At 36.0% G+C, this 22,319-nt stretch carries 24 protein-coding genes; 8 read left to right on the plus strand and 16 right to left on the minus strand.

The genetic code is table 11. The features are described from left to right. Positions 1–20: 20 nt before the first annotated feature. The 15 genes from BLW28_RS01580 to BLW28_RS01650 form a co-directional block, all read right to left on the minus strand. On the minus strand, positions 21–575 hold the full coding sequence (locus BLW28_RS01580; protein WP_143036821.1) for a hypothetical protein: 555 nt from the start codon (positions 573–575) through the stop codon (positions 21–23). 161 nt (positions 576–736) lie between these two features. Continuing rightward, the gene (locus BLW28_RS01585; RefSeq protein ID WP_073213819.1) at positions 737–1,483 is read right to left on the minus strand and encodes an NYN domain-containing protein; all 747 of its coding nucleotides are present in this window, start codon (positions 1,481–1,483) and stop codon (positions 737–739) included. 124 nt (positions 1,484–1,607) lie between these two features. Further along, a complete protein-coding gene (locus BLW28_RS01590) occupies positions 1,608–2,183 on the minus strand; it encodes a DUF7010 family protein (protein ID WP_073213822.1) in 576 nt (191 codons plus the stop codon). 136 nt (positions 2,184–2,319) lie between these two features. After that, positions 2,320–2,742, minus strand: a complete 423-nt coding sequence (locus BLW28_RS01595) for a hypothetical protein (protein ID WP_073213826.1) — start codon at positions 2,740–2,742, stop codon at positions 2,320–2,322. A gap of 151 nt (positions 2,743–2,893) precedes the next feature. After that, positions 2,894–3,406, minus strand: coding sequence for a hypothetical protein (locus BLW28_RS01600; RefSeq protein ID WP_143036822.1), 513 nt, complete (start codon positions 3,404–3,406; stop codon positions 2,894–2,896). Between the two features lie 72 nt (positions 3,407–3,478). Continuing rightward, complete coding sequence (locus tag BLW28_RS01605; protein ID WP_073213832.1) at positions 3,479–3,892, minus strand: hypothetical protein; 414 nt, start codon at positions 3,890–3,892, stop codon at positions 3,479–3,481. Between the two features lie 333 nt (positions 3,893–4,225). Beyond that, the gene (gene clpX, locus BLW28_RS01610) at positions 4,226–5,458 is read right to left on the minus strand and encodes an ATP-dependent Clp protease ATP-binding subunit ClpX (protein WP_073213835.1); all 1,233 of its coding nucleotides are present in this window, start codon (positions 5,456–5,458) and stop codon (positions 4,226–4,228) included. A 138-nt stretch (positions 5,459–5,596) separates the two neighbouring features. Next, positions 5,597–6,271: an ATP-dependent Clp endopeptidase proteolytic subunit ClpP gene (gene clpP / locus BLW28_RS01615; protein WP_073213838.1), complete on the minus strand. Its 675-nt coding sequence runs from the start codon at positions 6,269–6,271 to the stop codon at positions 5,597–5,599. A 165-nt stretch (positions 6,272–6,436) separates the two neighbouring features. Continuing rightward, positions 6,437–7,759 (minus strand): trigger factor, encoded by a 1,323-nt coding sequence (tig, locus tag BLW28_RS01620; protein WP_073213841.1) that lies wholly within the window; start codon positions 7,757–7,759, stop codon positions 6,437–6,439. Positions 7,760–7,840: 81 nt separating this feature from the next. Further along, positions 7,841–8,182, minus strand: coding sequence for a phage holin family protein (locus BLW28_RS01625; RefSeq protein WP_073213844.1), 342 nt, complete (start codon positions 8,180–8,182; stop codon positions 7,841–7,843). A 137-nt stretch (positions 8,183–8,319) separates the two neighbouring features. Further along, positions 8,320–9,852, minus strand: a complete 1,533-nt coding sequence (locus tag BLW28_RS01630; protein WP_073213847.1) for an SGNH/GDSL hydrolase family protein — start codon at positions 9,850–9,852, stop codon at positions 8,320–8,322. Between the two features lie 20 nt (positions 9,853–9,872). Beyond that, positions 9,873–11,123: an OmpP1/FadL family transporter gene (locus BLW28_RS01635; RefSeq protein WP_073213851.1), complete on the minus strand. Its 1,251-nt coding sequence runs from the start codon at positions 11,121–11,123 to the stop codon at positions 9,873–9,875. A 182-nt stretch (positions 11,124–11,305) separates the two neighbouring features. Then, positions 11,306–12,076, minus strand: a complete 771-nt coding sequence (locus tag BLW28_RS01640; RefSeq protein ID WP_073213855.1) for an alpha/beta fold hydrolase — start codon at positions 12,074–12,076, stop codon at positions 11,306–11,308. A gap of 155 nt (positions 12,077–12,231) precedes the next feature. Next, positions 12,232–12,420: a hypothetical protein gene (locus BLW28_RS15940; protein ID WP_234946423.1), complete on the minus strand. Its 189-nt coding sequence runs from the start codon at positions 12,418–12,420 to the stop codon at positions 12,232–12,234. Between the two features lie 235 nt (positions 12,421–12,655). Beyond that, on the minus strand, positions 12,656–13,369 hold the full coding sequence (locus BLW28_RS01650) for a pyridoxine 5'-phosphate synthase (protein WP_073213860.1): 714 nt from the start codon (positions 13,367–13,369) through the stop codon (positions 12,656–12,658). A 175-nt stretch (positions 13,370–13,544) separates the two neighbouring features. Here BLW28_RS01650 and BLW28_RS01655 point away from each other — a divergent pair, with 175 nt between their 5' ends. From BLW28_RS01655 to murI, 8 genes are all read left to right on the plus strand, one after another. After that, positions 13,545–14,201 (plus strand): CBS domain-containing protein, encoded by a 657-nt coding sequence (locus tag BLW28_RS01655; RefSeq protein ID WP_073213863.1) that lies wholly within the window; start codon positions 13,545–13,547, stop codon positions 14,199–14,201. A gap of 117 nt (positions 14,202–14,318) precedes the next feature. Continuing rightward, complete coding sequence (locus BLW28_RS01660; RefSeq protein ID WP_073213867.1) at positions 14,319–15,203, plus strand: NAD kinase; 885 nt, start codon at positions 14,319–14,321, stop codon at positions 15,201–15,203. A 145-nt stretch (positions 15,204–15,348) separates the two neighbouring features. Further along, on the plus strand, positions 15,349–16,041 hold the full coding sequence (gene porG, locus BLW28_RS01665; protein WP_073213869.1) for a type IX secretion system protein PorG: 693 nt from the start codon (positions 15,349–15,351) through the stop codon (positions 16,039–16,041). Between the two features lie 5 nt (positions 16,042–16,046). Continuing rightward, on the plus strand, positions 16,047–16,790 hold the full coding sequence (locus BLW28_RS01670) for an isoprenyl transferase (protein WP_073213872.1): 744 nt from the start codon (positions 16,047–16,049) through the stop codon (positions 16,788–16,790). 49 nt (positions 16,791–16,839) lie between these two features. Next, a complete protein-coding gene (gene bamA / locus BLW28_RS01675) occupies positions 16,840–19,383 on the plus strand; it encodes an outer membrane protein assembly factor BamA (protein ID WP_177165870.1) in 2,544 nt (847 codons plus the stop codon). A gap of 38 nt (positions 19,384–19,421) precedes the next feature. After that, a complete protein-coding gene (locus BLW28_RS01680) occupies positions 19,422–20,252 on the plus strand; it encodes an OmpH/Skp family outer membrane protein (RefSeq protein ID WP_073214053.1) in 831 nt (276 codons plus the stop codon). Between the two features lie 60 nt (positions 20,253–20,312). Continuing rightward, complete coding sequence (locus tag BLW28_RS01685) at positions 20,313–20,822, plus strand: OmpH/Skp family outer membrane protein (protein ID WP_073213877.1); 510 nt, start codon at positions 20,313–20,315, stop codon at positions 20,820–20,822. Positions 20,823–20,913: 91 nt separating this feature from the next. Further along, positions 20,914–21,705 (plus strand): glutamate racemase, encoded by a 792-nt coding sequence (murI, locus tag BLW28_RS01690; protein ID WP_073213880.1) that lies wholly within the window; start codon positions 20,914–20,916, stop codon positions 21,703–21,705. A gap of 51 nt (positions 21,706–21,756) precedes the next feature. On the opposite strand, the gene BLW28_RS01695 is transcribed toward murI, so the two are convergent. Further along, complete coding sequence (locus tag BLW28_RS01695; RefSeq protein ID WP_073213884.1) at positions 21,757–22,266, minus strand: gamma carbonic anhydrase family protein; 510 nt, start codon at positions 22,264–22,266, stop codon at positions 21,757–21,759. Between the last annotated feature and the right edge of the window lie 53 nt (positions 22,267–22,319).

The raw sequence follows: 22,319 nt of genomic DNA on the forward strand, positions 1-22,319 counted from the left end.
AGTACAAATGATTTCCTTCTTTATTTATCTTCTTCGCCTACCTCAGATTTTAAATGCTTGTGATTTTCTAGATAAAAATTGTCATCAGAATTTATTGGTCTAAAATCCTGATTACTGAAAGGTGAAGTGTCTGGTATTTTCACAACATTAAACTCAAAACCTACGGCTATATGACACTTATTGCAGGTGTTTGTTAATTCGATGAAGTTTTTTTTAAACGCTTCGTGGTTTTTCTCTTCAATGGCGTTGTCTATGTTATCTAAAGGAGCGTTTAACATTGCAATCATTTCACTTTCCTGTCTATGCGATTGATACTTCTGAATGTTTTCAACGGTTTCTTCCAGTTCATGAATTTCAAAGTCGGCGAGATCCCAGTTTTGATTTTGCCCAGCAAACCACAACTTTGCGTGATGTGTTTGCATAACCCCCATAAAATCTCCGAAACCTGGCTTGTAGGCTTCTTCTAGTTTACTTTCCAAGTTTTCTATGTGGTCTAGCAACATTTCCGTGTTGTCTGTATGTTGGTTACAGGCAAAAAGGCCTAATGACAATACAATTAAGAGTGACTTTTTCAATTTAGTGGTTATTAGTTGTTATAATGTACATAACAAGTTGATTTCAAAATAGACCTTTACTTTAGCAATGTAAAATGAATGAATGCCAATAAAGCAACACAGAAAAATGAATTTCACTCTCTAGCTTGTGAAGTCATTATCCATTTAGTTTACGCCAAAAACTACTTGTTCTTAATGTAAATATGACGAATGTTGTTTTTGCCAGTTTCACGCTCTTCAATCTCGAACTTGTTGATGCTTTTTATTAACGGGTATAACTTTTGGAAACCGTAGTTTCGAGGATCAAAATCTGTTCGTTTCTTTATTATAAAACTTCCTAATGTTCCAAGGAACGCCCATCCGCTATCGTCCGAAATTTCTTCAATACTGTCTTTTATCAGGTTTATTAATTCCTTGTCAATTTTAGTGTCTGAGGAAGTTTTGGACTTCGTTTTCTTTTGCGAACTCAGCTTTTCATAAGCATCTGTTTCCTTTTCCTTTTTCAGAATTTCGATATAGATAAATTTATCGCAAGCTGTTATAAAAGGACGGGGCGTTTTTCGTTCACCAATACCAATTACAAACATTGAAGCTTCTCGCAGGCGTGTAGCTAGTCGCGTAAAATCGCTATCGCTTGAAACGATACAGAATCCGTCAACTTTACCGGAGTAAAGTAAATCCATGGCGTCTATTATTAGGGCGCTATCACTCGAGTTTTTTCCACTTGTATAGCTGTACTGCTGAATTGGTGTTATTGCGTTTTCTAGGAGAATATTTTTCCATCCTGAAACTGTTGGTTTCGTCCAATCGGCATAAATACGTTTGATTGTTGGATTGCCGTATTTGGCAATTTCGTCAAGCATTTCTTTAACATACGCATATGGAACATTGTCTGCATCGATGAGTACTGCCAGTTTTTCGTCTTTCATTGGTGAAGCTTTTAAGGGTTGAAAATAATAAACACCTTGTTAAGACAACGAATTTAGTGAATACAAACCGAATAGCGTGTGTTTGATGGGTTTTGTCTGAGAACTTACGATTACAACCAGTTTTTTAAGATTTCCGATGTTTCTTTTTTAAGCTTTCAACATTCGTTATTCTATTTTTCAAAATTACGATTGTAATTATGTAAATGAGTGCGATTGCGAAGGGTATAACTACAAATCTATGTTCTGGTAATACATACCAAAGTACGAGAACTAGTACCGTTCTAAAAAGTGCGTGGAAAATTCCGACCCAATGATTGATAATCCACGAAAATGGCAGCCACATTAAGCCTGTCAAAATTCCGACGCTCATAGGCAACGAAGTATAGTCTACAAGAAAAAAAGGAATTGCAATAGCATAAACCAAAAGTGCTTGTGCAACGGTAAAAAAGAAGAGTTTATCAAATTCGTTTTTGGGTTTTGTTTTGTCAAGGAAATTCTCGCCTGTAAATTTTGAAATGAACATTGCTAAATACACAATACTACCTGTTCCAATAAAAATAGACCAAACTGCTATAAAATCGGAGAAAAACAAGCCCACAACGCCAATAATTGTCCAAATTACAAGTCCAGATAAAGGAGTTGCTAGAAATTTTTGATTCGAAAATTCAATTCGTTGCGCGTCGAGAAATCTTTTATTCATTGGTAAATTCAGTCTAGTTTATCTTGTTATTTTTTGAAAATTGTGATTTAAATTATTTTTAAAATGTACGTCAAAGTTTATATATGAGCTGTAAAGTAAATTGAATAATGAAAATTGTTAATACAGGCTTCTGTTGTTATGTAACGCCTATTCTTTGCTCTCGTTCTATTTTATCTATTACCATTGTGAATAACTTGAACACATTAGATAAACTTAAAAAATCCTTTTTCCTTAGTAAGCCTTTAAAAATAATAGATTTATGTTCTAACTTAATTACAGGATTCCCACTGCGCATGAGATGCTGAACTTCAATACTTTCAAGTAATAATTCTGAATACTTGCTCTTGTTCCCAGAAAAACTATATGTGTTGGATCTACTTAAAAAAGTAAGAAAATTGCCTTTGGTTAATGAGCAGTTGGGAAAATCAGTTTCTAAATCTAATTTTCTTGAATCTAGACTAATTTTTATATATGTTTTATTCCAACTTACGTAAGTTTTCACCAACCAACTTTTATAATTTTCAGAAAATGAAATCTCTCCCTTGTGAAGAGTTTTCATTGAATTTACAATTGGCTGAGTGAATTTATGTTTACCTTCCAATAGAACTGTTATTAAGCTTTTACGTTACGCTTGATATAACCGTAAGTTATAGAATTGAAACACGAGTAAATTGAAGTTTCACGAAGTTGTTTCACGACTAATTATCTAATTACGATTTTAAGGTAATGATAACAATTCCGTCACATTTCTTATCCGTGTGCTTTAAAACCTCTTCTTTCGTTTTAATAACTTGAACATTCAGAATAGAATTTGGATCAAGTTTGTTCAATTCCGTTTCAGGAATTTCTTTGTTTCCAATAAAAAACAATACTTTGCCGTTCGAAATTTCAACGTTCTTTCCGTCAGGTGATTCTGGCAATGATTCGATTAAAATTATTCCATTTATTGCCTTTTCACCATAAATATCAGTCATTTCCTTATTACCTTTTTCAATAATACTGAGCCGTCCAAAAAATTTCTGATCATCAGTTAAATCATCAACGTTCAATATAATTTGTTCATCTAAAACGACGAGTGGATTATTAGCAACTTTATTAGCCACGATAGATTCCTTAATGAATTCGATTAATTGGGCTTTGTTAATTTCGGATGTTTTAGATTCTTGGGAATAGTTAATTGAAATTGTAAGAACAAAAATCAAAAGTGTAATCGTTTTTTTCATATTTTTTATTTTTTGCCTGGCACTCATTTTATAAACATCCAATAGTATTCGGATTTGGCACAAGCCCAATTGTTATACCCTTTCGTTTTTCAACGCTTTGCTACCACTTATTTTATGATTAATAAATATACCTACGAAAATGATTAAAAGAGCAAAAACTGATGAAAACGAAAAAGCCATATTACTGTCCTCCAAAAATGGCTTTTTAAATGTATTAAAAATTACAATTTCTCCACCCAAAACCCAAACTGTGCTTTCATAAAGTAGGAACGCAAAAACTAAAGAAAGTACTCTACTACTCATACTGCTTAGCCGCTTTCTAAAAATTAGAACAAGAATGATTTCAACTCCAAACACAATTAATAAAACAAGACCGACCAGAAAAGGAGCCATTCCTATGTCTCCTCCAGGAAGTGTTGATTGAAAAACCCAGACCATAAACAAAGTCACTGTAAGAATTGGATAAATCAAACAATAAATTATCATATCATAATTTTTCAATCTGAATTATTTGTATATAAAAATTGCCAATATAATATTAATCACCAACTCCTCAAAGTCTACAACTTTTAGAACCTAATTCTTCCGCAGCTTATTATCTTCTTTCAAATATAAACAAATTCCGTTGTACTCTTATTACGAGGATTAGCACTTACCCATTAACTAGAGTTGATCTGATTGTTTTTCATCGTATGCGATATACAATAAAAAATTAGTTTATAAACCATAATAACGCACTCTACAATTCAAAAAGTTGAAGAATAAAAAAAGCCGCATCAATAACAATTAATGCGGCCTATAGATTTGATTCTTGTAGGTTTACGAAACTGCCTTTAGTTTACTAAGTGTTGATTTGTTCAACTTTTCTTCAGCATATTCTTTAGTAACCGTAAGCGATTTTATATCGGTTCCAGGGTATTCATACATTGCATCGGTAAGAACAGCTTCACATAACGAGCGAAGTCCTCGAGCTCCGAGTTTGTATTCAATAGCTTGTTCTACTACAAAATCTAGGGCATCGTCTGTAATTTCAAAAGCGATGTCATCCATTTCAAGTAGTTTTTTGTACTGTTTAATAATGGCGTTTTTAGGCTCTGTAAGAATGGCTCGTAAGGTTTCTTTGTCTAACGGATTCATATACGTAAGCACCGGAAGACGACCTATAATCTCTGGAATTAAACCAAAGTCTTTTAAATCCTTTGGGATAATATAACGCAACATGTTTTCGCGTTCGGCTTGACTTTCTTTCATTGATGCTGTAAAGCCCACTGCTTGAAGATTGAGTCTTTTGGAAATATGGCGTTCTATTCCGTCAAAAGCACCACCTGCAATAAAGAGAATGTTTTCAGTATTTACCTCGATGAATTTCTGGTCTGGATGCTTTCGCCCTCCTTTTGGCGGAACATTTACGGTAGTTCCTTCTAATAGCTTTAGTAACGCTTGCTGAACGCCTTCGCCACTCACATCGCGCGTAATGGAAGGGTTATCGCTTTTACGGGCTATTTTGTCTATTTCGTCTATAAAAACAATTCCGTTTTGGGCTTTTTCAAGATTGTAGTCGGCAGCTTGTAAGAGTCTTGTTAATATACTTTCAACATCTTCTCCTACATATCCTGCTTCAGTTAAAACGGTAGCATCAACAATAGCCAATGGAACGTTTAACATTTTTGCAATTGTTTTTGCTATCAATGTTTTTCCAGTTCCTGTTTGTCCGACAATTATGATATTACTTTTTTGGATTTCAATATCGTCATCGCTTTTAGGTTGCAATAACCTTTTGTAATGGTTGTATACTGCAACAGACATCACTTTTTTCGTGAATTCTTGCCCAATTACGTAGTCATCCAAAAATTCTTTTATGTTTTTTGGTTTTTTCAGCATTAGGTCTGCAGACAGTTGGGTATTTCCTGCATGTTGAGCTTCTTCTACTACAATTCCGTGTGCTTGTTCGATACAACGGTCGCAAATATGGGCATCCATTCCAGCAATAAGCAGGCTAGTATCCACTTTTTTTCGACCACAAAAGGAACATTCCAAGTCTTCTTTCGACATATTTTTTTTCTTCAAAAAATCTATTTTAAACGCCCAACAAAAATGATGCAGTACTGAGGAGTATGTTATAAAAACACACTACAATTGCATCGTTCTTGGTGGAACAATTGTTTTTAAACTAATAACTAGAGTTGCGTATTAGCTTCGTTTTAATATTTCATCTATCATACCGTATTCCACAGCTTTATCTGCTTTCATCCAGTAATCTCGATCACTATCTTCGTACACCTTTTCGTAGGTTTGTCCTGAATGATTTGCAATAATTTTGTACAATTCTTCTTTTAAGGTCACTATTTCGCGTGCTGTAATTTCAATATCGCTTGCTTGCCCCTGTGCGCCCCCGAGTGGTTGGTGAATCATAACGCGTGAATGGGTTAAACCACTGCGTTTTCCTTTTTCGCCTGCGCATAAAAGTACAGCTGCCATAGAAGCAGCCATTCCCGTACAAATTGTAGCCACGTCTGGTTTGATAAATTGCATAGTATCATAAATACCTAAGCCCGCATACACACTTCCTCCTGGAGAATTAATGTAGATTTGGATATCTCTAGAAGCATCGGTACTTGCCAAGAATAATAACTGTGCTTGCACGATATTTGCTACTTGGTCGTTAATTCCTGTTCCTAAAAATATAATTCGATCCATCATCAAGCGAGAAAAAACGTCCATTGCAACGGCGTTCATTTGGCGTTCCTCGATAATATTAGGGGTTAAATTTTGAGGATACATACTGCTGATAATATTATCATAGTACATATTGTTGATTCCCTGATCCTTTATAGCAAAATTTCTGAATTCTTTACTGTAGTTCATAGATGTGTATTCGTTTTTTTTGAGTTACGAAGTTAATTTTTTAAAGCCTCAAGAGATTCCTGACTTGCGTCAACGATTTTCTTATTACACGAAGTTTTAGGAATTAGAAAGGCGTTAAATTTAAAAATAAATTCAACGCCTAAAGATAACTATTTCTATGCTGAATTACGCGTAGGCTTCCTTAATGAATTTGTCGTAGGTGATTTCCTTAGTCTTTAATTTTGCGTTTTCCTTAAAGAAGTTCAGCATTTTAGCCGTATTCATTTGCTCGCTAAGACGCTCTACTTCTTCTTTATTTGAAAGAATTCGTGCAGCGATTGAATCTAATTCCTCTTCTGAAGGATCCAACTGGCCAAACTGAGCCATTTGAGTTTTAATCATCCCTTTTGAATAGTCTTTTAATTCGTCAAAAGTTACGTGAAGTTTGTGATCTGCGCGTAGCTTCCCTTCGATTAATTGGTAACGCAATCCTTTTTCACTTCGTTCAAATTCAGCTTTAGCATCTTCTTCCGTCATTTTTTCTTCTCCAGAATTTGCTATCCAACGTTGTAAAAACGCTTCTGGAAGATCAAATTTTGTATTTTCTATTAAAGATTCAACCACATCATTAAGCAATTTCTGATCGCTTTGTTGTGCGAATTGCCCTTCAGCATCTTCTTTAATTTTAGCTTTTAGTTCTTCTTCTGAAGTAACTACACCTTCTTTTCCAAATATCTTGTCGAACAACTCTTGGTTCAACTCAGCCATTTCGCGTGTGTTAACTTCTTCAATTTTAAAAGAAACCTCAACATCTAACCCATGAGCGTCGTCGTGAGATACTCCAAAATGTTTTTGGTTATCGTGGTCATCGGCAAACATTCCTTTTGTTTTCAGGCTAACGGTGTCGCCAACTTTTGCGCCTAAAAGTGCTTTTAATTGCTCTTTGCCATCGATTTCTTCTGTAGAAATCGTTGCTTTTTTATCAATCCCTTTTTCTTCGGAAGTAAAAGTTCCAGTAATTTCATCACCTTTTTCTACTTCATCTTTAGAAATCAATTTTCCATATTGCTTACGAATAGTCTTAACCTGATTGTTAAGCATTTCTTCGTCTGCAACAATTTTATAATGTGTGATTTCCTTTCCTTTTAAATCTATTTCAAATTGTGGCGAAAGGCCTAATTCAAATTCGAAAGAATAATCATCGGCATCCCAGTTTATCTCTGCTTCATTTTTAGGAAGCGGATTTCCAAGGATGTCTATTTTTTCTTCTGTTATAAATTTCTGAAGTGCATCTTGAAGCAGTTTGTTTACCTCTTCAACCAAAACAGCCTTTCCGTATTGCTTTTTTACCATTCCCATAGGAACGTGGCCTTTACGGAAACCTGGGATATTTGCATTTTTTCGGTAGTCTTTTAGGACTTTATCAACCTTACCTGAATAATCGTCTTTTGCTATTTCTACTGTTAATACAGCATTCAAGTTGTCTATGTCTTTCTTTGTAACGTTCATTTTTTTCTGAATTTCGGGATGCAAAAGTACGGTTTTTTGTTCAGGACAACAAACATTTACAAACTCTTATGTTACACAATATCAGTCTTCTCTTATCAATGAAAACAGAATGGCTTGAAATAATGCAAGCAACAAACTAAAAAGAAGTGCCCACCAAATTGAAGAAACGTGGAAACTACCGAGCAAGTATGATGCTATTAAAATGATAATTGCATTTATAAAAAGAAGAAAAATACCAAAAGTTATAATAGTAATTGGAAGTGTTAGTACTATCAAAACTGGTTTTACAATTAATCGCAACAAGGCTAAAACAATAGCCACAACGATTGCTGAACCATAGCCAGCAACTTGTACTCCTGGCAATATTTCGGCTAAAAACAAGACCGCTAATCCCGTTAATAGGAATTTTAAAATAAGTTTCATAATATCATCAAGTTTTAAAGGTTGTTAGAACTCAAATTAACATTGTTTTAAAATTGGGATAGTTAATTTGCTAACCATAAAGATAAAAAAACCGCCCAACATCGTTGGACGGCTATTCATATAAAATTTAATTCCGACTAGTTATTCGTAAGTGTAATAGTTGGATAGTTACCTATATGTACCGATGGTATGGTAGCGCTGTAAGTGCTATTAATAGCTTGAATCATTAAGTTAGCAATGTATGCATATCCTCTTGGCGATGGGTGAACACCATCTAGTGAAAAACCTCCACCAGTTACAAACTGAGAAGTTAATACTCCACCATCGTACGCTATACCTCCACTGGCTAATCTAGATAGAGCAGACTTTGAGTCTACAAAAGCTAATCCTTTAGCATTTGCCAATGCTTTAATTGTTGCATTATAAGCAGTAGAAGCTGCACTAATACGCGCTTGCTCTGAAGCTGCCAATACAAATTCATCGCTTAATGGAATAGACACTCCAATAACTCCTTGAGGATTGCTTGGATCTGGTGTAGTTCCTAAAACTGAAGAAGCGGTTAAAACAATTAAATCGTCTGCATTTACTTGACGCAATTGTCCTAATAAACCAGCAATTGGCGCAGGCAGGTTAAATGGTTGTCCCATCAAGATTTGAGTAAGGTTAGTCAAGTCATCATCTGTCATAATTGGAAAGTTTTGACCTGCAGAGAAGTTAATCATTCTCATAGCAGCCTCTTCTTGAGAAATAACAGAAGCCGCAGCCAATCCAGGTAAAACTTGCGTGTTATACAAAGCAAATTGTGCATTTAATTGTGCCGCTGTAGCAGCATCTAACGGAATTGCTTGCGTAGGAACAGTTGTAAAATATGGAATAGAAGTAATTTCTGGAATATTTGCCAAAACACCTTTCACACCTTCGCGGGCTAATAAATTTACTTGCTCAGAATACACTTGAGCAAAAACGTTAGGATCTGTAATATCGTTAGGACCATATGTTCTTGGGTCGAAATTTCCCGTTTGATCTACTCCTGAACCTCCTGAGGTAGCATAGCTCAAAATATCGTTGTTTCCAATCCAAAGGCTAAAGAAAGTAGGGTTTTGGCCTACAGCATCACCAATTACTGTAGCACTTTCGCTGCTTGCGAAACGAGCATAGTAAGGGTTTGCAGCTCCTACTGGAACTCCAGCAACATTACCGTATCCTTGAGCTACAAGATGATAACTTTTTGCACCTGGAACTCCCATATTGTTAAATGAACCACTTAACTTGTTTGCAATATCGGTAGATGGCGTTCCTTCTAAACGAACTGGCCCTGGATTTCCGTTGGCATCTACAGCCAATACAAAACGATTAGGCGCAATAGGCGTACCATTCAATAAAAGTCCACCAAGGTTATCATTCATAAGTGGTTGTGTAAATTCACCTCCTCCAGCGTGCGCAAATTGTTTCGCCATAATGTTAGGATAGCTATTTTCTTGTCCTGTTCTATACAGTGCTCCACTTTCATATCCAGCAGTAAGCGAGTTTCCAACAGCAACATAGTTTGATAGGTTTGCCGATCCGCTATTGTAAAAGCCTTCGTCTGTAACGGGGCTGTCAAACTCAGGTTCGCAACCAACAAGGCCTACGGCTAATAGCGCAAATGAATATTTTAATATATTTTTCATAGTGATGTGAGTTTTTCTAGTTATAGTTTGTAAGTAAGCCCAAGTCCAGGAACAAAAGCATTGGTTTTGTAGGTACCTCCAAAAGGAACAGCAATTCCATTTTCGTAGTAATAATCGTAAGAAGCATCAACTTCTTTAAAGTGTGAGTACAAGAAAGAAGCATCAATCTGCAAGCTTTTGCTCACGTTTACGGTTAAACCTGCAGTAAAGTTATTACTATCGTTTCTCGGAGTTTCTGGTGCAAAGTACCCCTCACGAACCGGAGTTCCATCAAAGTAGTAACCTGCGCGTAGTGTGAACATTTTAGATGCGTCATACTGCAATCCAAAACGGTAAGAAGATGAGTTTTTATAATTACGCGCGTTTTTAGAATCTGGAATATTTGGATCTTCAAAGTCAATATCTAATGACTCATAAGCACTCCAGAAAGCACGATTAAAATCAAATGCCACTGTTAATTTATCTTGGAATGTGTAAGATGCACCTAGCGTCATTTCTGCTGGCATAGGTAAACCAGCATCAAATGAGGTATCTTTAAAAGGAGCTAAAGGCGAATTAGGCACATTTTCGAATGTTGCTGAACCACCCTCGGCATTCATATCTATTTTGGAACGGTAGGTAAACCCAACATGAAGATCTTCATAAGGTGTAAACAAGGTACTTGCTACCCATCCCCAACTCGAAATACCAGTAGCATCAACAGTTACATTACTGCGATTTCCTTCCAAATCTGTTATTGTACGATTTAGGTTTCTGTTAAAGTTTACAGAACCAGTAGCATAGATAGGGCCACCACCAACACTAAACATATCGTTTATTTTTATAGAAACGGTAGGTTGAATGTAAATAGCTTGCAATTTAATATTGTTTACCAAATGCGAACCAGCCCAGTCGTCTTCATATTTAACCTCACTTCCATAAGGAGTATATACCCCAAGACCTAACGATAACCAGTCTGTGGCTTTATAGGAAGCATAAAGATAAAGTGGAGTAGCCATTGGATTATCCGATTGTGCACTCACTCCAGTTTCTGTGTCTTGATAAGCAATGTTAGAGAACACTCCACTAACTCCAGCCGAGATATTTAGCTTATCATCAAGATAAACCATGGAAGCAGGGTTGAAGAAAACGGTTTCGCTACTGTTAATTACAGCAACTCCCGTATGCCCCATTGCTAAGGCTTTCTGACCTTGCAGACTCACACGATAGCCGCCTGCATAGGTTACCGCCATTGATAATCCAAGTGCGGTGAAAAGTAAAAGTTTTTTCATAATGATACTTTAAGGGTTTAGATTTCTTTAATTTAAATGAATTAAATAATGAATGCGTAATGTTTTTTGAAAATTTGCTATGCACGCATAAGACATACTATCACAATATTATGAAATATTAACCACAATTTCATCCGATTTTATTTTTTTATCGAAAAAAAAATAGGTGGAATTTAAAAAAGTTAGCCATTTTGAAGAAAGGACATAGTAGCGTCATAAAAATCATCTGGATTCTCTGCATGAAGCCAATGTCCCGCATTTGAAATCATTTTAATTTCGGCATTTGGAAAATGTTTTTTAATTAAAAGCTCATCCATTGTTTCAATATAACCACTTTTTTCGCCCCCCAAAAACAACGTATGCCCCTCAAAAACAGTATTTTTGGGAAGTGCAACTCCAACTTCTTCAATTTTTTCTGACAAAATAGGTAGGTTTATACGAAGCGCAAATTCTTTGTTTGAATTTCGATATAAGTTCTTTAAAAGAAACAGCCGTGTACCTTGATCTCTTATATATTCAGACAATGCATCGTCTGCTTCACCTCTAGATTTTATTTTCGTGAAATCAAGTGCATGCAGTGCTTTTAAAATATCTTGATGATGCGAAGGATATGCCTTAGGGCTAATGTCTGCAATAATTAAATTTGAAACTTTATTAGGATACGTTACAGCAAATTGCATCGCGACTTTTCCGCCCATAGAATGACCTAACAAGATTATTTCTTCTAAATTATGCTCTTCACAATAGCGTTTTAAATCTTCAACCATTACATCGTAAGAGAACTCATCGCTATGAAAACTCCTGCCGTGATTGCGCTGATCCAGAAGGTGTACCTCATAGCCAACTTCAGACCAGCGCATACCTAGCGTTTTCCAATTATCGCTCATTCCGAGAAATCCATGAAGAATTACAAAAGGTTTTCCTGTTCCGAGTATTTGGGAGTGTAGAATCATTTTAAAAAAATTTGAATTTAGTTTTTGATGTTTATCAATTCAGTATAGCTACATTATAATTGCCACGAGTATCTCGACACAAATTGAAATAAAAAATTAGGAATAAAACTTAAAATTATTGATAACACGAATTTACACGATTTTTAAAACCGCAGTTAAACCCATTCAACATCTAGTTTTTCCAATTCGTTATTCAACACTATTAATGAGTCGGGATCGATAATTTGGGTATTGATAGTCATTTTATTTTGATCCGTAGTTATTATGTAATCTCCTGCGAACTTTTTAATCTGGTTAATCTCGCTTAGTTTCACCTCCTTTGCAAAAGGACTATTTATTTTCAATATTCCGTTGTTAATCGACAGATATTTATATTTTCTCTGGTAAACATATGTACCTAAATATAAAATTGAAATTACGATAGTACCGTAGCCTGTCCACCGAAAAGTATCTTGCGTCAAAAAACGAATTAGAGCCAATGTTATAAACGAAAGCCCTAGGATTAAATTAATATTCAGATGTTTTTTTCTATACCCTATTCTCAACATTTCCCATACAACTGTTTACTACCAACAACTTTTACGAAAGCCTTTTTAAGTAACCACCTATCACCTTTTCCAAACCACCATAAAGCGATTCGCAAATAAGTGCGTGGCCAATACTAACTTCTAGTAGGTTTGGAACATTCTCTTTAAAAAATTTGATGTTCTCTAACGATAAGTCGTGCCCAGCGTTAATCCCTAAATTTAAATTATTTGCGAGTACCGCACTCTCAGTATAAGGTATAATAGCGTTTTTATTTCCTAAAGAATATTGATCGGCAAATTCTTCTGTGTATAGCTCAATTCTATCAGTGCCAGTTTCTGCAGCCCCTTCAATCATTTTGAGTTCTGGATCTACAAAAATTGAAGTCCGGATACCATTCCGTTTAAATTCGGCAATAACCTCTTTTAAGTAATCTTTATGCTTAACGGTATCCCAGCCGGCATTGGAGGTAATTGCATCTACCGCATCGGGAACCAATGTTACTTGGGTAGGTTTAATCTCCAAAACCAATTTCATGAAGTTATCCATCGGGTTGCCTTCCATATTGTATTCCACATTTACAATCGGCTTTAAATCGTAGGCATCTTGATAACGAATATGTCGTTCATCGGGTCGTGGATGAATCGTGATTCCTTGTGCTCCAAACTTTTGAACATCCTTCGCTACTTTTAATAGGTTAGGCATATTTCCGCCTCTAGCATTTCGCAAGGTGGCTATTTTATTGATATTTACGCTTAATTTCGTCACTTCAAGAATTATTTAGTTACAGGACTATTCCTCAATTTTAATAAATACAAAAATCGGTAAACTAGAACGATATTCCTTGTATTTCTACACGTTTGCAATCTATGGTAACAAAAATACGAACCTCACATTGGTTAAGAAGTTTTTATTTTGAGTAATTTGCATCAAAATTGCAACAATGGAAACTGAAAGTTACATTATAAATGATGTGAAACCTATTGATGTCTCCTCAAAAATAAAGGAAACTCAAAGTGTATTTAATCAACTTACCTACACACATATTCCTGTAGAGAAAGATGGTCTTTATCTTGGATGCGTTTCGGAAAATGATGCGTATTGCTTTGACAATACCAAGACACTTTCCGATTTTCAATACGCCTTAGAGCCTTTCCACGTGCTAAAAGACACCAATTGGTTAGATGTTCTCGAAGCTTTTGCTATGCACAATAGCAACATAATGCCCGTTTTAGGGAACGACAATCAATATTTAGGATATTACGAATTAGGCGATATTATGAGCCTCTTTAACAACACGCCATTTTTAAACGAAAACGGAGGAATAATTGTGGTCGAGAAAGGAATTCACGATTACTCTTTTAGCGAGATTTCGCAAATTGTGGAATCTAACGGCATTAAAATTTACGGTATTTTTATTTCAGAGTTAAAAGAAGACACCGTTCAAATTACCTTAAAAGTAGGGCAAAGTGGCATGAATAGTATTGCGCAAACGTTTAGAAGATATAACTACGTAGTTGTTAGCCAACATGAGGAAGATAAGTTTATAGACGATTTAAAAGGACGCTCGCAATACCTAGATAAATATCTCAACATATAAAAGAGAGTATAATCTCTGAGTTTTGATAGTACGCAAACAATTCAGAATGCATTAGGTTAAACAAAGCCAAGGCATTTTGAGTATATAGCCTTTATTAGAAGCAAACTACACCAACACATGAAAGTAGGAATTTACGGTCAATTTTATCACGAAAACTCTGAAATATACATTCAAAAACTTTTGGACATTCTTCAAAAGAAAGGAATCGAAATATTTATTGAAAAAAAGTTTCTGGACATCATAAACCACAATCAAGACATTACTAAAAACTTTTCTGGTTTATCGACTTTTTCTGAATTAGACAGCAGCTTCGATTTATTTTTCAGCATTGGGGGCGATGGCACAATTTTAAAAGCAGTGACTTTCGTTGCCGATTCAGGAATTCCAATCGTAGGCATAAATACTGGAAGACTTGGTTTTCTGGCCACCATTCAAAAAGAAGAATTAACGAAGAGTTTAACTCAGATTCTGGAGGGCAAATACACTATTTCAGAAAGAACTTTACTCACCGTAGAAACAACTCCAGCGAATAATGAGGTACAACCGCTAAATTTTGCAATGAATGAAGTTGCGGTAAACAGAAAAAACACAACATCCATGATTAAGGTAGAAACCTTAGTTGATGATAAATATTTAACCTCATATTGGTCTGATGGACTTATTGTTGCCACACCCACAGGATCTACCGGATATTCTTTGAGTTGTGGTGGTCCTGTAATCGACCCAAGTGCCAGTAGTTTTGTGCTTACCCCAATCGCACCACATAATTTAAATGCTCGCCCGCTTATTGTGCCCGATTCTGCTGTAATATCTCTAAAAGTTTCAGGTAGAGAAAACACTTTTTTGCTCTCTATGGATTCCCGAGTTGCGACTTTAGAGAATGAAACTTGGATAAAAATAAGAAAAGCGCCGTTTACTATTAAACTGCTCCAGTTAAACGAAGATAGTTTTATTAAAACAATTCGAAAAAAACTGTTGTGGGGAGAAGACAAGCGTAATTAAATTTCAAAAAAGCTTCAATTAAATCTTCTTTACTTCCGCTCAAAAAGCAATAAAATCTACTAAAGTTTGTTAATCAACACAGACAATCGGTTCAGGTTTATCGCCGAGCCAAGTTTATTGTTATATTTGCAAACTTTTAAAGAATATGAAGTATTTTGTTACCATTTTTATAGTACTCTCCACGGTATTTGTGGCAACCGCACAAACTTACGAAATAGGAGTAATGGCTGGTGGCGCCAACTATATCGGGGATATTGGTAAAACCGATTATATAAATCCGAGCAATTTAGCCCTTGGTGGGGTTATCAAATGGAATCGTAGTAATAGACACGCTTTTAGAGCATCTGCCACAATCGCAAAAATAAAAGGCGATGACGCTGCTAGCGACAATAGTCGCAGAGAGGAACGTGGATATACTTTTCAAAATGTAATAAAAGAACTCTCTCTTGGAATAGAATACACCTTTTGGGATTTTAATGTACACGGTCAAGAATTTATTTCAACACCATACTTATATACTGGTTTAACGGCTTTTGGCTATTCTGCATTATATAAGGACAACGACAACATTATTAGAAAGTACGACGATGCAATTAGTTTTGCTATCCCAATGGTTGTAGGTTATAAAGCAAATATGGGTCGAAATGCAATGATTGGCTTTGAAGTTGGAGCACGTTATACTTTTACAGATAACTTAGATGGCAGCAATCCAGGACAAGGCAAAGCCGACGATGAAAGCTTAAAATTTGGAAACGTCAATAGCAATGATTGGTATGTGTTTACAGGCATAACCGTTACCTTTGCCTTTGGAAGAAAACCCTGTTACTGTAATTTTTAAGCACTATGAGCGCCGAAGACCAAATTAACAAAAACGCACTCCCTCAACATCTCGCCATTATTATGGATGGTAATGGTAGATGGGCAAAACAAAAGGGAATGTTTCGGTATAAAGGTCATGAGTCTGGCAGTAAAGCTGTACGTGAAATAGTAGAAGGAAGTGCCAAAATTGGAATTCCAAATCTTACGCTATACGCGTTTTCAACAGAAAATTGGAATCGTCCAAAAATGGAAGTTGAGTTGTTAATGCGACTTTTAATTTCATCACTTAAAAAAGAAATCAAAACCCTTCAGGACAATAGTATTAAACTAAATGCCATAGGAAACTTAGACGCATTACCTTCAAAAGCACGAAAAGAGCTGTACAAGGTAATGGAGTTAACAAAGAATAACACAAGGATGACCCTCACACTTGCACTGAGTTACGGGTCTCGGGAAGAAATTACAAAAACAATAAAAGAGATTAGTCTTAAAGTTAAAAATAACCTAATTTCGCCCGACGATATTGATGAAACGGTTATTAATAATCATCTTTACACGCAAAATTTACCAGACGTGGATTTATTGATACGCACAAGTGGCGAACAACGTATCAGCAATTTCCTTTTATGGCAAATAGCGTATGCCGAGCTGTATTTTACAGAAACACTTTGGCCGGATTTTACGAAAGAACATCTTTTTGCGGCCATATTAAATTATCAAAATAGAGAAAGAAGATTTGGAAAAACCAGTGAACAACTTAACCAATAGTTCCCTATTGAGCACATTCAAAAAATCCTGTTGTATATTTTTATTTACAATGCTTTCCGTTTGCACCCTTCAGGCGCAACAAAAAGAATTGGACAGTGGTCGTAAATACACCATAAACTCCATTACCGTAACAGGAGCCCAAAGCTTCAATGAGCAAACAGTTATAGCCTTTACGGGACTTAAAAAAGGGGATAGAATTTACATTCCAGGAGAAAAACTGAGTCAAGTTACCAAAAAACTTTGGGAACAAAACCTGTTTAGCGATATCGCATTCTACGTTACCAACATGACCGACGAAGAAGTAGATTTAGAACTCTATATTGTAGAGCTTCCTAAACTACACGAGGTTACTATTGAAGGAAAAGGCGTTCGAAAAGGAAAAAGAAAGGAGATTATTAAGGATAACGACTTAAAGCCTGGTGTAAAAATAACCAACAACCTCCTTAATACTACAAAAAACTACATTACAAAAAAATATCAAAAAGATGGTTTTTTACATACCGATGTAAAAATCGTGACGACCCCTTTACAGGATTCAAGTGGAGTAGAGACCTCTAAAGACATGAAAATCATTGTCGATAAAGGCAAAAGGGTAAAAGTAAAAGATATTGAATTTGAAGGTAACGAACAATTTCAAAGCGGGAAATTGCGTCGTGCCATGAAAAAAACAAAGCGAAAAAACCTCATTCGTTTCTGGAAACGTTCTAAATACACCGCAGCAGGATTCAAAGAAGACAAGGAGTCTATTATTAAAAAGTATAAAGCTAGCGGTTTTCGTGATGCTCGAATAACTGAAGATACACTTATCGAAGTTGACAAAAAGAACGTAGCTCTAAAATTAAAAATCGAAGAGGGCGACAAATATTATTTTGGAGACATCCGATTTATAGGAAATAGTGTGTTTACCGATAGCCAGTTACGACAATTACTAGGCATTAAAAAAGGTGATGTTTATAACGGCGTACTGCTACAAGAACGAATTCAAGATGAATCTGAACCTGATGCAGACGATATTACAAACCTATACCAAAACAACGGATATCTTGCAGTTCGTATTAACCCTGTAGAAGTTGCAGTGCGTAACGACACCATAGATTTTGAAATACGTATAATGGAGCGTAATCTATTCTATTTTGACCACGTTACAGTGGTTGGAAACGACCGCACAAACGACCACGTTATTTACAGAGAACTTAGAACGCGCCCGGGACAAAAGTACAGTAAACGTGATGTTATTAGAACACTTAGAGAGTTAGGTCAATTACAATTTTTCGACCCAGAACAGCTAAGCCCTAATTTCGTGAAGGTTGACGAAAACAATGGTTTAGTCGATTTAGAATACTCTGTAGTTGAAAAAGGATCTAGCCAAGTTGAACTCCAAGGTGGTTACGGTGGTGGAGGATTTGTTGGAACCCTTGGGCTTTCATTCAATAACTTTTCACTTCGAAACATCTTTAACTTAGACACGTACAAACCATTGCCAATGGGCGACGGTCAGAAACTATCTCTAAGAGCGCAAGCTAGTTCGTATTACCAAACGTATAGCTTATCATTAACCGAACCATGGTTAGGAGGGAAAAAACCAATTCAATTTTCTTCTTCATTCTCTCATACGGTTCAATATTTATATGACTATAACAGCCGTAGAGCCGATAAAAGTAAGAGTTTTACAATAACGGGTGGTTCTTTAGGATTAGCTAAAAAAGTAAAGTGGCCTGATGATTATTTTGTTTGGTCTAACGCTATTAGTTTCCAACACTATAATTTAAATAATTACAATACTGGATTATTTACATTCGGAGATGGATATTCAAATAACTTGGCATACACAATAGGTATAAGCAGAAACAACACAACTGTAAACCCTATTTATCCTATGGCTGGATCAGATTTTAGCATTACAGCGAAGCTTACCCCACCATACTCTGCCTTTAACAGCATAGATTATAAAGCGTTAAACGACGAGCGTGCAGCCCAAGAAGTAATACTTAACGACCCAAATGCAAATAGTAGCCAAGTAGAAGATGCACGACTTCGCAGATCAGAAATTGATCAAGAGCGTTTTAAATGGTTAGAATATTATAAAATTAAGTTCAAAGGAACCTGGTACACTCGTATAATGGGGAAATTAGTATTGCGTACCAACACCGAATTAGGATTTTTAGGATCGTATAACAATGATAGAGGCGTTCCTCCATTCGAAAGATTTTTCTTAGGTGGAGATGGTCTAGGCGCATACAGTTTGGATGGTCGAGAGGTTATTCAGCTAAGAGGCTACCCTAACCAATCGTTAAGTACTAACGACGGAAGTACGATTTACAATAAATTTTCGTTAGAAGTAAGATATCCAGTAACTTTGGCCCAAATGGCGTCTATTTACGTTCTTGGCTTTGCCGAAGGAGGTGCTGCATACGATGGTTTCAGAGAATACAATCCTTTTGAGCTTAGTCGTTCTGCAGGTTTTGGCTTAAGAATATTCATGCCTGCTTTTGGCCTTTTAGGAATCGATTTCGGGTATGGATTCGATCCTGTGCTAGGGCAAACCGAACCAAATGGATGGCAAACCCATTTTATAATTGGACAACAATTCTAAACTTGGCACGATTTTTTCTAATACAACAACCAATTAATATGAAGACGAAAAAAATAATCTTTCTTACCCTCGCCATTTTCTCCTTCAGCTATATGGCTACTGCCCAACGAGGTGTGCGGATAGGATATATAGACATGGAATATATTCTTGAAAGTGTGCCAGAATACCGTGAAGCTTCTATTCAATTAGAAGGAAAAGTACAGCGGTGGAAACAAGACCTTGAAAAAAGTCAAAGAGAAGTAGATCAAATGAAGCTGAATTTAGCAAACGAAAGAGTATTACTAACAGCAGAACTTATTGAAGAACGTGAGGAAGATATTAAGATTAAAGAAAACGAAATATTAGAATATCAGCAAAACCGTTTTGGCCCAAATGGCGATTTAATGATTCAAAGAAGACAATTGGTACAGCCAATTCAGGATCAAGTTTTTAACATCGTTCAAGAAATAGCCGAAAGTAAAAAATACGATTTTATTTTCGACAAATCTGCAGATGTGGTAATGCTATTTGCTGCCAAAAGAAACGATATTAGCGATGAAGTTCTCAGAAGTATTGAACGAGCTGGGCGAAGAGTACAAGCAGAAAACAAAAAGGAAAAACGCGAAATAGAACAGCAAGAAAAACTAGACGAAAAGCAGGATGAGATGTCTGAGCGCGAAAAAGAACTTCAAAAGAAAAAAGAAGAGCGCGAAAAAGCAATGGAAGACAAGAAAGCTGAACGTGAAGAATTGATGGCGCAACGCCAACGAGAAAGAGATTCTATTAGAGCTGCCAAAAAACAAGAATACGAAGAGCGTAGACAACGTTTACTTGAAGAACGACAAAGAAGAAGAGATTCAATAGCAGAAGTTCGAGAAAACAGAGACTAATTACCCAATAATCGATAATTAAATTTTAACCCAATAACACTTAAATTAAATACGCAAACAATGAAAAAAATGAAAACTATACTGCTTGCACTGGCCATTTTTGCAGGAGCCACAAGTTTTGTAAACGCTCAATCTAAAGTCGCACACATTAACGCTCAAGAGTTAATTGAAGCTATGCCAGAATACAAAGCAGCACAAACCTCATTAGAAAAAGTTCAAAAAACTTACGATACAGAAATTAAGGCAATGTTAAAAGAGCTTGATACTAAAGCCAAGCAATACGACAGCGAAGCCGCTTCTAAAACAGACGAGGAGAACCAAAAAAGAGTAATGGAAATCCAAGGAATGCAAGAAAATGTACAAGCCTACAGACAACAAGCACTTCAGGATTTAGACAAGAAAAGATCTGATATCTTTAAACCTATTCTTGAAAAAGCGCAATCTACAATCCAAAAAGTTGGTCGCGCACAAGGTTACCAATATGTTTTAGACTCTACAATGGGTAGCGGTATCATCCTTGCCGATGGTAAAGACCTTATGGCAGATGTAAAGAAAGACTTAGGAATTTAACCCTTTCCTTTCTCAAAATAGTAAAGATGCGCGTTAAAAAACGGGCATCTTTTTTTTGCGATAATTTCTAGTTATTTGGTACATTTATAAAATGGATAAAAACAATCCCATAGGAGTTTTCGATTCAGGAGTCGGTGGCTCCTCAATATGGCAGGAAATCCATAGACTACTACCTTTAGAAAACATTATTTATTTAGCGGATAGCAAAAACGCACCATACGGAAATAAATCCCCAGAGGAAATTACTGCGCTTAGCATCAAAAACACTCAAAAGCTCTTAGAACTCAACTGTAAAATAATTGTAGTGGCTTGCAACACCGCAACCACCAATGCTATTATCACCCTTCGCAAAAAATACAAACTTCCCATCATTGGTATTGAACCAGCTATTAAGCCTGCAGCTTTAAAGACCAAATCCAAAAGCATCGGAATTCTCGCCACAAAAGGAACGCTTAGCAGCGCACTTTTTAGTAAAACAAACAAAGAGTTCACTAAAGATATTAGCGTCGTAGAGGTCATCGGAGAGGGTCTCGTGCCACTTATAGAGGCAGGCAACTTAGATGGTCAAGAAATGGTGGAACTACTTAAAAAACACACAAAAAAAATGATTGAAGCCAACGTAGATTATGTTGTGCTTGGGTGTAGTCACTATCCCTATATTATTCCAACATTAAAAAAAATACTTCCTAAGCACGTTGAAATTATAGATTCGGGTGAAGCTGTGGCACGTCAAACAAAAACTGTGCTCCACAACCTCAACCAGCTTCGAGAAGACACCTCAAAGCCCAGGCTAGCATTTTTCACCAATGCTGAAACCAACACCTTAAAATTTTTGTTACACGATTATTTGAACAAAATATCCATAGAAAAAATGGATTTTTAAACAAAGGCCGCAAACGTTTCGCAATAGCAGCGTAACACTTTACTACGGAAATTATTTAAACCAACTAGAATACATTACATAATTACTAGCAATTCTTTCAATTTCTCCCTTAGTTAGTTCGGGACTAATGTCTTTAATCTTTTTTGCGGGAATACCTGCATAAATACTGCCGCTTTCAACCGTAGTATTCTTTGCGACAACAGCTCCAGCAGCGATTATTGTATTGCTTTCTACCACGCAATCGTCCATGACGATACTTCCCATACCAATCAAGACATTGTCATGAATAGAACAACCGTGTACGATAGCATTATGACCAATAGACACATTATTCCCAATAGTTGTAGGTGAAGTTTTATAAGTAGCGTGAATTACAGCTCCATCTTGAACATTTACCCGATTCCCCATTTTTATAAAATTAACGTCGCCACGAATTACAGTATTAAACCAAACACTGCATTCACTTCCCATTTCAACATCTCCAACAATGGTAGCGTTTTCGGCTATAAAACAATCTTCAGGTATCTGCGGGTGCTTTCCGTTAACGGGTTTAATTATCATATTTATTAAAGAATTTCAACTGATTTTGCACAAGTCATTATATAAAAGATGGC

Source organism: Aequorivita viscosa, from assembly GCF_900106795.1.
In the GTDB taxonomy this organism is placed as follows: domain Bacteria; phylum Bacteroidota; class Bacteroidia; order Flavobacteriales; family Flavobacteriaceae; genus Aequorivita; species Aequorivita viscosa.